Consider the following 15469-nt stretch of genomic DNA (forward strand, 5'->3'; position numbering starts at 1 on the left):
AATTTAGAGGAGTGGTGAAATGAAACTAGGTGTCTTTACCGTATTATTTTCCGATAAATCCTTTGAAGATATGCTCGATCATGCTAAAGAAGCTGGTCTGAAAGCCGTCGAAATCGGTACTGGCGGTTACCCAGGCAACGCTCACTGCAACGTCGATGAGCTGCTTGAAAGTGAAGAAAAAAGAAACGAATACTTGCAAAAGGTTCAGGATCGCGGTTTAACAATCAGCGCCTTCAGCTGCCACGGAAATCCGCTTTCCCCTGATCAGGAATTTGCACAGGAATGCCACGATACGTTTGTGAAAACCATCAAGCTTGCTGGGTTAATGGGCGTACCTGTCGTGAATACCTTCTCCGGAACACCTGGAGGGCATGAAGAGGACCGCACGCCAAACTGGCCGGTGACGCCTTGGCCCGTTGATTACTCTGATGTCTTTGAATGGCAGTGGAAGGAAAAGCTGATTCCTTATTGGAAGGAACAAGGTGAGCTTGCCGAGAAACACAACGTGAAAATCGGTCTTGAGCTGCATGCAGGCTTTCTCGTTCATACCCCATACACGATGCTTAAGCTTCGTGAGGCAACAAGTAAAGCGGTAGGCGCAAACCTTGATCCGAGCCACTTGTGGTGGCAGGGCATTGATCCTGTAGCAGCTATTAAAATCTTAGGGAATGAAGACGCGATTCATCATTTCCATGCTAAAGATACGTACATCGATCAAGAAAACGTCAACATGTACGGTCTTACCGACATGCAGCCTTACGGAAACGTGAAAACCCGTGCCTGGACGTTCCGCTCTGTCGGCTACGGTCATGGTACCCAGGAGTGGTCCAACATCGTAAGTGCCCTTCGTACGTATGGGTATGATTACGTCATCAGCATTGAGCACGAAGATCCGATCATGTCGATCAATGAAGGCTTCAGCCAAGCCGTGAAAAATCTTAAATCTGTCATTATTGAAGAACAGCCTGCAGAGATGTGGTGGGCATAGCTTAATAATTCAAGTCGTCCAAACAATGGGCGGCTTTTTTTATCTATGGACCCAGTTAGAAATATTTCTTACCCTGTCAATCGGATACTTTGGAAACATAAGAAATAAATGGTAGACTCATAGTAAGTTATATTTAGTCGAAAAATCATAGGAGGTAGCTATGTTAAAGGTTATAGGACGTTTTATTGCTATGGGAATGGTTGGAGCTTTATTTGTCAGTCTGCCTATACATACGAAAGCCGCAGAAAAAGTAACTCCTACAGACATTAATGAGATGTTAACTGATGCAGCAGTAAAAAAAGGAATTCCTCCAGAAGTGGCTAAAGCAGTCGCTCATAAGGAAAGTCTGTGGACACAATGGGAGGACGCGGCACAAACAGAACCATTTATCAGCGAGGATGGCGGTATTGGCATCATGCAGGTGACTAGTCATATATGTGCAGAGGGACAGTCATCCAGTAGTTGTTACGATCGTGAGAAGCTTGAAAATGATATTGAATACAACATAAACGCTGGCCTTGAGATCTTAAACGAAAAATGGGGATTGGCAAAGCAGGGAGTCATTCCTACAATCAATGATGGAAAACGGGATGAATTAGAATCGTGGTATTTCGCTGTAATGGCTTATAACGGCTTAAAGCCTGTAAACAGCCCGGTCGATAGGGATGGTAATCGAAATCTGACCACCTATCAGGATGGTGTTTTTAATAGATTGTCAGATTACAGCCTCGACCAGGATTCTCTGACGGAGCTTCCTTTTAGCAGAGAAGACTTTTCCTATGACCGCAATTCTGACGAAAACATTACATTTAACAAAATGGACTATGATGTCAAAAAACCGCTCACTAAATCGCGTCAGCTCTATGAAGCTGATGATCAAGTCTACATCCCTTTAACAAGCAATTTAAAAGCACATCCCAGCGATGGAAGCGGGAAAACTGTAGAGAATCAATTAGCCACGGTGCTTGACTCCAAAAGGTATTATGATTCTTCTCTTCAATCGTCCGGCCGCCAGTGGGTAAGGTATAAAGTGAAAACCGAGAACGGCGACACGGGCTATGTAGCTTCCAGTGTAATGAAACCGCTCAGTCCGCGTCTTTCTGGAACAAACCGGATCGAAACAGCCGTTGAAGTTGCAAAAGAAGGCTGGGAAAATGGAGCGGATACCGTAGTGCTTGCTAGAGCGGACAAATTCCCGGATGCCTTGGCCGGAGCCCCGCTTGCCTACCAGCTGGACGCACCGATTCTTTTAACGGAGACAGATAGACTTCCAGAAGAAACGAAGCAAGTGATCGAACAGTTAGGTGCTGAGAAAGCCGTTCTTCTCGGCGGGAAAAACGGGGCGATCACTGAGCACGTTCGAAATACACTCGAAACGAGTATGGGGCTTGATACGAAGCGAATCGCCGGAACAAACCGCTATGAAACCGCTCGAGCGATTGCGGACGAATTGGATTCGGACAGTGATTCAGCAATCATCGCTTACGGCGGTAATTTTCCCGATGCACTAGCGGCAGCTCCATATGCTGCACGCCATGGAATGCCGATTATTTTAACAGAAAAAGATAAACTGAATGCGGCTACGAAGGCTGCATTAAATGGGGTCAAACGAACGGTTGTAGTCGGCGGCACAGGGGTAGTCAGTGAAAAGGTATTCAAGGAACTGCCAAATCCACAGCGAAAAGCAGGAACGAACCGCTATGAAACAGCAGCAGTGATGTCCGATTATGCTAACCTTGGCCATGTGAAAGGCTATGTTGTTACAGGAGAAAAATTTGCAGACGCACTGACAGGCTCTGTCCTGGCAGCCAAAGAAGATGCGCCGCTGTTGTTAGTGAACGGATCTTCGCTTCCAGAGGAAACAGAAAGCTTCATTAAAGGAGAAGGAATCTCTGATTATGTCTTGCTGGGCGGTCCTGGAGCTGTCAATCCAGTAAAACCATTAGCGAAACTCAGCTATGACCTTGAAAATTAAGCAGAAACCCGGTGTAAAGCCGGGTTTTTTGTTTGCAGGAATTTTATCTGCTTCCTGATTCGAAAAGGATGAATGCTTTAGCCTTGTCCTCCTGAACTCGTGTGGCAAAAGGACGAATGTTGTTGTATATTCAAGGAAAGCTACACAGTGTCTGAAAATCTTTAAATCGGGGTGTTCTTTGATGAAAACGGATAAAATGAATCCTAAAGTCGACCAATTTCTAAGTAAAGCAAAGAATTGGAAGGAAGAATATGAAAAGCTGAGAAATATTATTCTCGAATGTGAAGTCACTGAAGAATTTAAATGGGGAAAACCTTGTTACACCTTTAATAAGAAAAATGTCGTTTTAATCCACGGATTTAAAGATTATTGCGCACTTTTGTTTCACAAAGGAGCCCTGTTAAAGGACCCTCACGGAATGCTTATTCAACAAACGGAAAATGTCCAGGCAGCGCGTCAGCTAAGATTCACTAACGTGGAGAACATTACGGCTGTCGAAACGATGATCAAAGACTATGTAGATGAAGCCATTGAAGTAGAAAAAGCCGGTTTGGAAGTGGAATTTAAAAAGGAATTTGAAATTCCTGAGGAACTTCAAAATAAGTTTGATGAAATGCCTCTTTTGAAAACAGCGTTTGAAGAACTAACCCCTGGCCGGCAGCGAGCCTATATTCTTCACTTTTCTCAAGCCAAACAATCCAAAACCCGGGTGTCGAGGATTGAAAAATATACACAGCATATTCTTAACGGCAAGGGATTAAATGATTAAGGCCATTTAATAAATATTTACATGAAAGAAGCTGTAGAAAGAACTAAATGGATGGAGGTAAATGAATGAACAATTCTACGGAAGTAATAAATTGTCCGAAGTGCGGAAGCAGAGAATTGGGAAAAGGGAAGCATTCAGGATATGCGGTTATGGTTCCTTCAGAAAAGGCGCTTAGCTTAGGTTCTGATATTGAGTACATTCTTTGTACGGATTGTGGATTGATTATTGAGAGCTATGTGAAAAAACCTGAGAAATTTAAGTGAACAGCAGTTAATAAGAATTTGTAGGGGGCCGCTATGAAAAGGAAACCAATATATGTAGAGATACCTATTGAAGCTGAAATGGATGACCTTTGGAGCTTCTCTCAAGATCCCGATTTGCATCAACAATGGGATTTGCGATTTTCCTCGATTACCTATCTGCCGAAGACTCATGAAAGCGACCCTCAGGAATTTGAGTATAAAACAAATATCGGCTTTGGTCTTAAGGTAGAGGGATGGGGAAGAAGCGTTGGTAGTTATCATAGTAAGGATGGCTCCAGAACATCTGCCTTACATTTTGGCAGTGATCAATCAATGTCGCTGATTACAGAAGGGAAAGGGTATTGGAAATATGTCGAAAACAACCATTCTTCCTTAACCTTTCTGACACAATATGATTACAAGACACGATTTGGTAAATTTGGAGAGTGGCTCGACTTTTGCTTGTTTCGTCCGTTGATCGGATGGGCAACAGCGGTGAGTTTTGATGTGTTAAAACGCTGGCTTGAGAAAGGGGAAACTCCTGCTTCCCAATACATAAGATTTTCAATCTACTGGCTGCTCACCTATGTTTTTGCTTTTGTCTGGCTGTACCATGGCCTTGTACCGAAACTCTTAAACTTGCACCCCGAAGAAATAAATATGGCCAAAAGCCTGCTTTCTTTTCATTTTATCCAGCCATCTACAGTTGTAGTGATTCTCGGAATAATAGAGATCATTTTTGGATTGTTATGGCTCTTTACCAGTAAGCGTAAGCGGCTGTTTATGTTCCAAATCATTATTTTCCCTGTTTTAACAGTGTCGGCTGTTCTTGGAGACTCAAGTACATTAATTCATCCCTTTAGTCCACTTACTTTTAATCTATGTTTATTCATTCTTTCTTTGATAGGATTAATGATTACTCCTGACATCCCGACGGCTGAATCTTGTAAAAGGAGGAGGTAAGGAGAGTTCATATGTCGATCTATAAACGTGTATTAGGCAAGGAATTTTATCACTTACATCCTATGCTTCAACACAAGTATGAATTGTTATCCAGCGGTACTTTTTCCGGCTCCGGAGTGATGAAAAAAATAAAGGGTGGACCAAAGTGGTTGTATCCAATGTTCTACTTGGGAGCTAAGTGGAAGCTTTTATTCCCTGAGAGCGGAGAGAATATTCCATTTACGATAACAAACACATCTAGATGTGGAGAGAATGGTGAGAGACAAGTTCACTGGGAACGGATCTTTTATTTTAAAGGGAAACGACGGTATTTTAATGCTTTAATGAGTTTTGACCAATCGCAAAATGTAATTAAAGATTATTTAGGTGAACCTCCCCTTTTTTATTCAGATCTCGTCTTAAAAATAGATGAAGAAAATAGAAGCTTGAGAATTGAATCAAAAGGGCAGCGACTCGTTTTCGGAAAACGGGAAATTTCTCTCCCCCGGTTCCTGCAGGGATTAGCTGTAATAAATGAAAGCTACTCCGAAGAAAAAGGTGTTTTTCAAATAACTGTAGGAGTGAAAAATCCACTTGTCGGTTGGGTTTTTTATTACGAAGGCGAGTTTAAACAAGATGAGTTAGATGAGAATTAAATGCGTTCTCACCGTGATCGTGTGAACGACTCTAGCTTTTCTCTACACTTTAAGGAGGTTTAAGTTGAGTAGAAAGAATGAATCACCGGAAGATAGAAGAGAAAGATTGCGCCAGCAGGATTTAAGAAAAAATTCTTCGAGTGCTTATAACGGCGGCGGGTTGCAGGATCTGGTGGGTGGTTTAGGGTGGAAGAGTACAGGGGTGATTATTTTAATAATCATCGTGTTATTCCTGATTGTACTTTTTGCTTTTTAACGACCATTAGTTATTCAATAAATATGAATCTGGTGAAAGGCCGTGGCATCTCCTTTATGATCGTTAGCGAGGGGGATCTTCATAATACTAGAGGAGTGGATGGATTGGTAAGTAAGCTTCCTTTTAATAAATCGTTCGAACAGTATCTGAGTTACGAGAAATCATAGGAGAGGCAGGTGAGCTGGCTAAGAATAAAGTGATCTCTCATTTAGATGAAAACAGTAGGCAGTTTATTAAGCAATCTCCTTTCTTAGTTCTCTCTACTATGGACCAATGGGGCGCATGTGATGCATCCCCGAGAGGAGACCATCCGGGGTTTGTGCATATCATCGATTCAAATCGATTAATTATTCCTGAAAGGCGGGGGAATAAACGATTGGATTCCATCCAAAATATTCTGACCCAGCCAGCTGTTGGTCTGCTTTTCATCATTCCCGGCATGGGAGAAACATTAAGAGTAAATGGCCAGGCCTACATAACGAAAGACAAAGCCTATTTAGAAGAAATGAAAGTTCAAGGAAAGGCCCCGGTATTAGGAATAGGCGTAGAGGTGAACGAATGTTTTATCCATTGCGGGAAAGCGTTCAAACGCTCAAAACTTTGGGAGCCGGAGCACTGGTTAAAGAAAGAAGAGCTGCCGTCTGCACCTAAAATTATGGCAGCACACGCTAATATGCAGGAGGTTACAGAAGCTTCCATAGAGAAAAGACTTAAAGAAGGGTATATTCACCGACTTTATTAGACTCGGCAGTATAAGATGATTTTAACGTTATGCTCATGCACCTTTCCTTCATAAGAAAGATCGTACATACAATAAGCTTGATTATATTAAGGATTTCAACGCAGCAACTAGGGGTTGCGGACATGGCAACTACAGTTATCTTTACTTTTCCTGCTCGTTTAAACAATACTTGTTTATACAAGGGCACAGTGAGGAGAGATAAACATTGTATTTCGGTGAAAAATTGAAAAGTGAGAGAAAGAAAAAGGGATGGTCTCAGGATGAATTAGCTGAGAAGCTGTTTGTAAGCCGTCAGTCCGTCTCTAAATGGGAGAATGGCCAGAATTATCCCGGTATCGATATTATTATTAAAGTCAGTGATCTGTTTGGGGTGACCATTGATGAATTATTAAGGAGCGATGAAGAATTGACGGAAAAAGTAATTAGAGACAGCAGGCAGCCAGCCTATCCAAACTTAAAATTTACGTTTGATTCTTTATTTTTAATCGGCGCTGTCCTATTACTTGTTAAGATCGTCTTTATTCTTCTAAATAAATTTACTTCCTTAGATTTTGCCTTTTTTGGAGGTTCTTTCTTTTGGAATTTCGGTCCTTTAATTTTAATGATCGGTGCAGGTATTGGTTCTGAAATGGTTAAGGGCAAATATAAAGAGGTTTAAAGGTTATCCATCAGCCAATTCAGCTTTTCTTTATTGTTTAATTAATCAGGGTCATTCATAAAACTTTTCTCTATCTCCATTCAACATTCCCCTCTCCATACTTTAGACGAGGAACGTATTTATTAGGATGCAATAGATTCTTAAAAAGGTAAAAAATGATTTCAGTAACTCATTGGAAGACAGGATTAGCTGGGTATGAATACTGTATCCCTATAATGATGACATGATATCAGGCTTTTTTCATACAATGTTCTGAGGTGAAAAAATGCCAAGAGTAAAATATAAAGAATCTGACGTTGCCTTAATGGCAAGGATGATGAGGGCAGAAGCCGAAGGTGAAGGAAAACTGGGAATGCTGTTTGTAGGGAATGTCATCGTAAACCGTGCCCGGGCGAGTTGTTTGGACTTTACCGATGTAAGAACAATCCCGGAAGTCATTTATCAAGTTCAAGGCGGGAATTATTCTTTTGAAGCCGTACAAAAGGGGAATGTTTTTTATAACAGGGCGAGGTCTGCGGAGAAAAGGCTGGCACGAAAAAATTTAAAGTATTGGAGACAGCAGCCGGCGAGATATTCTCTTTGGTATTTCAATCCATACGGTCCCTGTCCTTCTACTTGGTACGGTCAGCCCTTTGCTGGTCAATTTAAAAATCATTGTTATTATGAACCGCAAGCTGGAACATGTGCCAGTGTATATACTTGATTCTTATTAAAAAGGGAACTCCCTCTAGTTATAAGTTCCCTTTTTAGAAGTCGAGTATTAAAAAAAGCGTGGTTCATAGCAGGACAACCTTCACGAACTTCAGCTGGCAAACGAAAATACTTTTTCACTTACATACCCTTGAAAATAAAGATAGTCTTTAAGAGGAGTAGGTTCAATGAAAAAAATGAGTTCCTTTATCGTTTTACTTGCCGTGTTTCTTCTCGTTGGATTTGTTGATTCTCCGCAAATTACTGATCTTTATGAAACAGCCGTTTTTTCTGTTAGTCCGAATAATGCGGAAGCTGAGGAGGTTTTTGCTCCTCAGGATACTCCTTCCCACTATTCTTCTCTAGAGATGTATTTGGAAAGAAAAGACCAAGTTGGAGATTATATCGTTGAGACTTATCGAGAATACGAGATTTATAAAGACACCAATGGAACGATTACGAAGAAGGTTCCAACCTCGAATTACAATTACCTTCGCTACTATAAGAATTAAAGTATTCACTATATTAATGGCGGCCTGGATCTTAATAAAGCCTTTATAAGGACGATGACTCCAATTAAGGGTACTCGTCTTTTTTGTGTTTTCGTTATTTTAGCTGTGGCAAGGTACTTTGCTTGCATGTTTAAACCTCTTTTATGTGCAGGGGTAGTAGAAACGCTTGTCGAAGAATTAAAGTAAAGACGGATGTTACAACTTATGCAGCTGGAATGTGAAATCCAAAAAAATGCTGACGATATCATAATAATTCTTCAATCAGGAGGATGACTATGACCAATCAAACTCTCGTTCCGCACCTGTGGTATGACAAGGAGGCAAAAGAAGCAGCAGCGTTCTATACTTCTATTTTTCCGAACTCGGGAATTATGTATGAAACTACACTTCAAGATACGCCATCTGGGGATTGCGATTTAATCTCGTTCGAGCTATGGGGACGGAAATTTATGGCAATCAGTGCAGGACCGTTCTTCAAGTTTAATCCTTCCTTGTCGTTCATGGTTCATTTTGACTCGTCGCGAGAAAAAGATGCCGGAGAAAAATTAAATGAAATGTGGAGCAGATTGTCCGAAGGGGGTACAGTGTTGATGCCCCTTGATACGTATCCCTTTAGTGATCGGTATGGCTGGATTCAGGATAAATATGGTTTATCGTGGCAGTTAATGCTTACTAATCCAGAAAGAGAAGAGTGGCCACCCCTCGTGCCGTCACTTATGTTTACAGGTGATAAATACGGCAGAGCAGAAGCAGCTATTCATTTTTATTTATCCGCATTTAAACATTCTGAGCTCGGTCAAATGGTACGCTACCCTAAAGAGGTGGAACCAGATAATAAAGGGGCTGTCATGTATTCAGATTTCATGCTTGAGAATCAATGGTTTGCGGCAATGGACAGTGCGGGAGAGCATCAGTTCCGTTTCAATGAGGCAGTTTCATTTATGGTCTATTGTGATAACCAGGAGGAGATCAATTATTATTGGGAGAAGCTGTCAGCGGTTCCTGAATCTGAGCAGTGCGGCTGGCTGAAGGATAAGTATGGATTGTCCTGGCAGATCGTGCCGAAACAAATGGATGAGATGATGAGTTGTGGAACCCCAGAGCAAATCGGGCGTGTAAATCAGGCAGTATTAAAAATGAAAAAGCTTGACCTGGCAGAATTACAGGCCGTTTACGAAGAAAATTAAACAATCAGATGGAACGGTTGTCTATGGCTGCGTTAGAGGATAACCGTTCTTATTTTTGAATAAGAATGTGGAAACAAGTGAGTAAGGAGTGATGAACATTATAAGAGCAATCATTTTTGATTTAGACGGAACTTTACTCAATCGAGATGAGTCTGTAAAAGTATTTATCTACAGGCAGTATGAACGTCTGAATCAATGGCTTTTTCATATTCCTCGAGAGCAATACATACAAAGGTTTATTGAATTAGATCATCATGGCTATGAATGGAAGGACAACGTGTATAAACAATTAATACGTGAATTTTCTATCCACGGAATTAACTGGGAAGAGTTATTAAAGGATTACGTATTTCATTTCAAACAAAGCTGCGTAGCTTTTTCTAATCATCTGCAGGTGTTGGAAGAATTGAAGCAGCAAAACTTGCTTATTGGGATGATTACCAATGGAAAAGGGCAGTTTCAAATGGACAATATCGAGATGTTACAAATAGACAAATACTTGGACACTATTCTTATATCGGAATGGGAAGGAGTTAAAAAGCCGGATCCAGTTATTTTTAAAAGGGCTGCGGAAAAGCTTAATGTCTACCCAGAAGAATGTGTGTTCATAGGTGACCACGTTGATAATGATGTGAAAGCGTCCCAAGCTGTTGGAATGAAGGCAGTTTGGAAAAGGAATGCTCAATGGGGCGGTGTAAAGGGAGCGGCTGTGATTGATCAATTAGAAGAACTGCCAGAAATAATTTGTTCTTTCGATAATATTTAAGAAAACAGCAGGAGATCATTAAAGAAGCAGGCTGTCCAAACCCGCAAGGGACAGCCTGCTTCATTTACGATTTCATTAATAAGTAAAGAAAGTACACCCCTCCAACGACAGAAACGACAACTCCGACTGGAATCTCAGAGGGAGCCAGGATATTTCGACCAATCGTGTCGGCCACTAGAAGAAGTAAAGCCCCTAACAGAGCGGTGATAGGCAGCGAAGCCCCATGCATCGGGCCGACGAGTTTCCGTGCTAAATGAGGAACGACTAACCCAAGAAAAGCGATTCCGCCCCCTACCGATACACTTGCACCAGCAAGCGCTACAGCAATGAGGAGGAGAATTCTTCTTTCTCTTTCTACGTGCGTGCCCAAGCCTGCTGCTACATCATCTCCGAAATGAATGGAATTTAAAGTTCCCGCTTTCATAAAGGTGAGGGGGACTAGGATTAAGATCCACGGTAACAGCGTCAGCACATAGGTCCAATCGGTACCTGAGATGCTGCCGTTCAGCCAAATCGTAGCTCTTGTAAAATCTTTAGGATCCATTTTTAACTGAAAGATGATGATCAATGCTGAAAAAGCGCTGTTAATTCCGATTCCAACCAGGATGAGACGCATCGGCGATACGCCGTCTTTCCAGGAAATTGCATAAATGAGCACAGCGGCAATGGTAGAACCGACAAGGGAAGCAAGCGGCATAAAAAATACTGAAAAGTCAGAGCTTGCTGCCATCTGATCCTGGAAGAAATAAATATATAAGATCACTGAACACCCTGCACCTGCGTTAATTCCTATTATCCCTGGATCAGCCAGATCATTTTGCGTGACACTTTGCAGAATAGCTCCTGATAGAGCCATCCCCGCTCCTATTAACAGAGCCATCACCATTCGTGGTAAGCGGAAGTGGATTAAGACCATACTGTTTTGGCCGCTTCCATTGCCGGTAATGGTCTGAAAAACTTCCAGGGGACTAATCTTAATCACCCCTGTATTTAAGCTGATTAATAGTGCGGCTGCAATGGCGATGATGAGAATGATTGCTATCGACCAATTTTTCTTCGCGTAAGACTTCATGACGGAGTCCTCCCATCATTTCTTGCTAAATAGAGAAAGAAAGGAACACCAATGAGAGCTGTCACTGTGCCGACGGGCGTTTCAAATGGGGGATTGATCATTCGTGAGACTGTATCAGCGATGACGAGCAAAATGCCTCCAAGAACAGCCGAGCAAGGAATGAGAATCCGATAATCAGAGCCGACGAGAAACCGTGTGATATGAGGAATCACCAGCCCGATGAAACCAATCGTTCCAGCCACCGATACGGAGGCACCTGTAAGTAGTAAGACAACGATCGTGCCAATGAATTTCGTTACTTTTGTCTGCTGGCCTAACCCTTTCGCGACATCCTCTCCGAGGTTAAGCGCTGAAATGGATTTTCCTAATAATAGGGCAACTAGAAATCCAACGATAGCGACTGGAGCAAGCAGTTTAATGTGTACCCATTGAATGCTGGAAAGTCCGCCTGCGTACCAAAAGCTGATGTCCTTGGCAATATTATAGTGAATTGTAATCGCCGTTGAAATCGAGGTGAAAAGAGCAGTTACAGCCGTACCAGCCAGGGCAAGCTTAACTGGAGTAAGTCCTGATTTCGAGATCGTTCCGACAAGAAATACCATACCGGTTCCTACCCCGGCACCCGCAAAAGCAAATAGCATCATTGTCATGCGCGAAGCAGATGGGAAGATGGCCAAAACGATAGCCATTGTAAACATCGCTCCTGCTGTAACTCCCATAATGGAAGGAGAAGCAAGGGCATTTCTCGTCATCCCCTGCATAATCGCACCGGACATCGCTAAAGCAGCACCGATAATCGCTCCTGCTAAAGCTCTGGGTATCCGTAAGTTCCTAATAATTTGGTGAGAAGACGAGGATCCATTAAAATCCATAAGGCTTTCCCATATCGTACGGAAATCTATATCTGCTGCTCCATACATGATGGAAACAGCCATTGAAATAATCAGCAAGGCCAAGCCTGCTGTTAAGATGAGTGCTGCCATTAGGGTTTGATAATTCGTGCCGTTTTTCTTTTCATTCTGCTTCGGCCGGCTGGACATGGGCAACAATCTCCTTCCCTGTCTATTTAAAGACTATGTACCTAGTCACTTTCGCTGAGAAACATTATCATTGTATTACACTAGTCATTTTTCGGCAAATATCTGTGAAAGATTCAGCAAGGAAGATCATGAAAAGAATTCGTTATTAAAATTTAAAAGACTTGTAATTGAAAATGAGAATTGTTATCATCTATATGTTCAATTCAAAATGATTTGGAGGAAAAGAATGCATGAAAAAACTACGTTATCTTTACATAACCCTTTCTATATTCGGCCTGTTATTTCTTGTAACGGCATGCGGCGGTGACAAAGAAGAGTCAAAAAGTGATCAAGATGATCAGCAGTCTGCAGAGGAAAGTGGAGATGAAAATGCAGGCGGAGAGCGTACCCTGACCGACGCAATGGGCCATGAAGTTACCATTCCCGAAGAGCCGAAGCGAGTGATCGCCTCCTATTTAGAAGACTATTTAGTTGCGCTGGACATCACTCCTGCTGCCCAGTGGTCCGTTCAGGATGGTGCCTCAGTCCAAGGCTATTTACAAGACTCTCTCAAAGATGTACCAACGATCCCTCACGACCTGCCATTAGAGACTGTGGCGAGCTTTAAACCGGATTTATTACTTATGGATTCCGCCGGTATGGTAGAAGGCAATAAATATGAACAATACTCCAGAATAGCACCTACTTATGTGGTGGGAAAAGCTGAAAACAACGACTGGAGAGAGGAATTGAAAACAATCGGGAAAGTGTTTGGCGAGGAAGATAAAGCATCGAAGGTATTGGAAGACTATGAACAAAAAGTAGACGAAACGAAAAAAGATCTCAAAGATGCTGTCGGCGACGAATCCATCGCAGCGATCTGGCTCGTTGGAAACACTTTTTATGTCGTTAACGATCAGTTATCAAGTGGAGATGTCCTTTACAATGATCTCGAAGTTCCTGAACCAAATGTAGTGAAAGAAATATCCGGCAGTTCAAAATCCAACTGGTCGGAAATCTCCCTTGAAAAACTAGCTCAACTCGATGCAGATCATATCTTCCTCATTAATAGTGATGGGAAAGAAGCGAAAATGCTCCAGGATGACATCTGGCAGAACATCCCGGCTGTGAAGAAGGGAAATGTGTATGAATACGCAGCAGCGGATTCCAGCTGGCTGTATACGGGACCAATTGCAAATACGAAAATGCTTGAGGATATTAATGAAAGCTTAATTAAATAAACTTTTGAATGAGTGCCCTGAAGGACAGGGGCATTTTTTTGTTGGAATGATGTCCGTGACAAGTAATTCATTAGAGGAATTGATATCATTAAGATTAAAAGGAAAAGGGAGTGAAAGAAGCTCATGGACAGCATTATTTTTGATTTAGACGGCACCATCTGGGATCCGATCGACACGGTTCTCAAGGCTTGGAATCAAGTCATCATTGATCATAAAGGTAAGGGGAAAGAACTGAGACGGGAGGATTTAGAAGCTGTGATGGGTAAGCAGAAAGAAGAGATTGCTGCCCAATTATTTCCCCATTTAAGCAAACATGAAGGTGACCAATTGCTTGAAGAGTGCTTTGAAAAAGAGCAGGAGCACATTGAGAACCACGGAGGGAGGCTGTTTCCTAATGTAGAAAATGTACTTGCTGAACTTTCTAAGAAATATAAGCTTTTTATAGTTAGCAACTGCCAGGATGGGTATATAGAATCGTTTTACCAGTTTCACAGCTTGGATGGTTACTTTATTGATTATGAAAATCCGGGGAGAACCGGCCTTTCAAAAGGAAAAAATATCGCTCTAATCATAGAAAGAAACTCTCTGAAGTCGCCCGTATATGTCGGGGATACAGATGGAGACTTACAAGCAGCAGCCTATGCAGGAATTCCGTTTGTATATGCAGCATATGGCTTTGGACAGGTGGAAGCTCCTGTTCAGCAAATCGAAGCGTTTGAGGACCTTTTGAAATGGGTTTAAGAAACTAATTTATTTATGTTTCTTTAGATAGGATTGCATTTGAAACAGAAGAGAAACGGTTTTTAAAATGAAGGGTACAGGGAAGAAAAGTAATAGCAGCGGTAATATAGAAAAGGAGAGGATAGAAATGAGTGAAGCAAAGCCAACTATAGGATTTGTAGGTACCGGCGTAATGGGAAAAAGCATGGCTCGGAGGTTGATCGAAGCTGACTATCCGATGAACATCTACACACGTACATACTCGAAAGCAGAGGAATTACTTGCGATTGGAGCTGAATGGAAGGACAGCGTAAAAAGCCTGGCTCAAGCATCAGATATCGTAATTACTATGGTCGGTTACCCGCAGGATGTGGAAGAGGTTTACTTTGGTGAAGATGGACTGATCGCAAATGTGAGGCCGTCTACGTATCTTATCGATATGACTACTTCTTCTCCCGACTTAGCAAGAGAAATAGCCGATCTGGCAGGGGAAAGAGACGTCCATGTGCTTGATGCCCCGGTATCTGGCGGTGATATTGGTGCGAAAAACGGTAAGCTTTCCATTATGGTCGGTGGCGAGGAAAAGGATTTCAATCATGTTCGCAGTTTATTTGAGATTCTCGGCGGACAAATTGTGCTCCAAGGTCCGGCCGGGGCTGGACAATACACAAAAATGTGTAACCAAATTGCGATTGCCACCAATATGATTGGGGTAACGGAAGCGCTTGTTTATGCTGAAAAAGCGGGTCTTGATCCCGATACCGTACTTGAAAGCATTAGTGGAGGAGCAGCCGGCAGCTGGTCCTTATCAAACTTAACGCCTCGAGTAATCAAGAGGGATTTTTCTCCAGGATTCTTTGTAAAGCATTTTATTAAAGATATGGGAATCGCCCTGGAATCCGCAGAAAAGATGGACCTGCATCTTCCAGGATTGAAGCTTGCGAAGCAAATGTATGATCGAATTGCTGTAGACGGTGAAGCTGACAGCGGAACGCAAGCCCTGTATAAATATTATCAATAAAAAACAGGCCCTC

At 42.2% G+C, this 15469-nt stretch carries 18 protein-coding genes; 16 read left to right on the forward strand and 2 right to left on the reverse strand.

Going from position 1 to position 15469, the window contains the following annotated elements:
* Positions 1 to 19 precede the first annotated feature (19 nt).
* The 13 genes from MUN89_RS06515 to MUN89_RS06575 all read left to right on the forward strand — a co-directional run bounded on the left by MUN89_RS06515 (position 20) and on the right by MUN89_RS06575 (position 10383).
* A complete protein-coding gene (locus MUN89_RS06515; protein WP_244712377.1) occupies positions 20 to 988 on the forward strand; it encodes a sugar phosphate isomerase/epimerase family protein in 969 nt (322 codons plus the stop codon).
* Between the two features lie 160 nt (positions 989 to 1148).
* Positions 1149 to 2963, forward strand: a complete 1815-nt coding sequence (locus MUN89_RS06520; protein ID WP_244712379.1) for a cell wall-binding repeat-containing protein — start codon at positions 1149 to 1151, stop codon at positions 2961 to 2963.
* Positions 2964 to 3144: 181 nt separating this feature from the next.
* The gene (locus MUN89_RS06525) at positions 3145 to 3732 is read left to right on the forward strand and encodes a YdeI/OmpD-associated family protein (RefSeq protein ID WP_244712381.1); all 588 of its coding nucleotides are present in this window, start codon (positions 3145 to 3147) and stop codon (positions 3730 to 3732) included.
* Positions 3733 to 3797: 65 nt separating this feature from the next.
* A complete protein-coding gene (locus tag MUN89_RS06530; protein WP_244712382.1) occupies positions 3798 to 3995 on the forward strand; it encodes a transcription initiation factor TFIIIB in 198 nt (65 codons plus the stop codon).
* Positions 3996 to 4028: 33 nt separating this feature from the next.
* A complete protein-coding gene (locus MUN89_RS06535) occupies positions 4029 to 4937 on the forward strand; it encodes a DoxX-like family protein (protein WP_244712384.1) in 909 nt (302 codons plus the stop codon).
* An 11-nt stretch (positions 4938 to 4948) separates the two neighbouring features.
* Positions 4949 to 5572: a DUF4166 domain-containing protein gene (locus MUN89_RS06540; protein WP_244712386.1), complete on the forward strand. Its 624-nt coding sequence runs from the start codon at positions 4949 to 4951 to the stop codon at positions 5570 to 5572.
* 64 nt (positions 5573 to 5636) lie between these two features.
* Positions 5637 to 5828, forward strand: coding sequence for a DUF6366 family protein (locus MUN89_RS06545; RefSeq protein WP_244712388.1), 192 nt, complete (start codon positions 5637 to 5639; stop codon positions 5826 to 5828).
* A 130-nt stretch (positions 5829 to 5958) separates the two neighbouring features.
* On the forward strand, positions 5959 to 6570 hold the full coding sequence (locus MUN89_RS06550) for a pyridoxamine 5'-phosphate oxidase family protein (protein ID WP_244713605.1): 612 nt from the start codon (positions 5959 to 5961) through the stop codon (positions 6568 to 6570).
* 205 nt (positions 6571 to 6775) lie between these two features.
* The gene (locus MUN89_RS06555; RefSeq protein ID WP_244712390.1) at positions 6776 to 7228 is read left to right on the forward strand and encodes a helix-turn-helix domain-containing protein; all 453 of its coding nucleotides are present in this window, start codon (positions 6776 to 6778) and stop codon (positions 7226 to 7228) included.
* A 265-nt stretch (positions 7229 to 7493) separates the two neighbouring features.
* Positions 7494 to 7931 carry a cell wall hydrolase gene (locus tag MUN89_RS06560; protein WP_244712391.1) on the forward strand — a complete coding sequence of 146 codons (438 nt, stop codon included), beginning with the start codon at positions 7494 to 7496 and terminating at the stop codon, positions 7929 to 7931.
* Between the two features lie 175 nt (positions 7932 to 8106).
* Positions 8107 to 8430 (forward strand): hypothetical protein, encoded by a 324-nt coding sequence (locus MUN89_RS06565; protein ID WP_244712393.1) that lies wholly within the window; start codon positions 8107 to 8109, stop codon positions 8428 to 8430.
* Between the two features lie 269 nt (positions 8431 to 8699).
* Positions 8700 to 9617 carry a VOC family protein gene (locus MUN89_RS06570; protein WP_244712395.1) on the forward strand — a complete coding sequence of 306 codons (918 nt, stop codon included), beginning with the start codon at positions 8700 to 8702 and terminating at the stop codon, positions 9615 to 9617.
* Between the two features lie 97 nt (positions 9618 to 9714).
* Positions 9715 to 10383, forward strand: a complete 669-nt coding sequence (locus MUN89_RS06575; RefSeq protein ID WP_244713607.1) for an HAD family hydrolase — start codon at positions 9715 to 9717, stop codon at positions 10381 to 10383.
* A 64-nt stretch (positions 10384 to 10447) separates the two neighbouring features.
* Here MUN89_RS06575 and MUN89_RS06580 read toward each other — a convergent pair whose 3' ends face one another.
* Together MUN89_RS06580 and MUN89_RS06585 are read right to left on the reverse strand one after the other, a co-directional pair.
* A complete protein-coding gene (locus MUN89_RS06580; protein WP_244712396.1) occupies positions 10448 to 11455 on the reverse strand; it encodes a FecCD family ABC transporter permease in 1008 nt (335 codons plus the stop codon).
* Positions 11452 to 12495 (reverse strand): FecCD family ABC transporter permease, encoded by a 1044-nt coding sequence (locus MUN89_RS06585; protein ID WP_244712397.1) that lies wholly within the window; start codon positions 12493 to 12495, stop codon positions 11452 to 11454. The genes MUN89_RS06580 and MUN89_RS06585 overlap by 4 nt, the downstream gene beginning before the upstream one ends.
* A gap of 230 nt (positions 12496 to 12725) precedes the next feature.
* Here MUN89_RS06585 and MUN89_RS06590 point away from each other — a divergent pair, with 230 nt between their 5' ends.
* The 3 genes from MUN89_RS06590 to MUN89_RS06600 all read left to right on the forward strand — a co-directional run bounded on the left by MUN89_RS06590 (position 12726) and on the right by MUN89_RS06600 (position 15456).
* Positions 12726 to 13715, forward strand: a complete 990-nt coding sequence (locus MUN89_RS06590) for an ABC transporter substrate-binding protein (RefSeq protein ID WP_244712398.1) — start codon at positions 12726 to 12728, stop codon at positions 13713 to 13715.
* Between the two features lie 123 nt (positions 13716 to 13838).
* A complete protein-coding gene (locus MUN89_RS06595) occupies positions 13839 to 14456 on the forward strand; it encodes an HAD family hydrolase (protein WP_244712399.1) in 618 nt (205 codons plus the stop codon).
* A 127-nt stretch (positions 14457 to 14583) separates the two neighbouring features.
* Complete coding sequence (locus MUN89_RS06600; protein ID WP_244712400.1) at positions 14584 to 15456, forward strand: NAD(P)-dependent oxidoreductase; 873 nt, start codon at positions 14584 to 14586, stop codon at positions 15454 to 15456.
* Positions 15457 to 15469: the final 13 nt, after the last annotated feature.

Origin of the sequence: Halobacillus salinarum (assembly GCF_022919095.1) — a bacterium.
Classification (GTDB): Bacteria; Bacillota; Bacilli; order Bacillales; family Halobacillaceae; genus Halobacillus_B; species Halobacillus_B salinarum.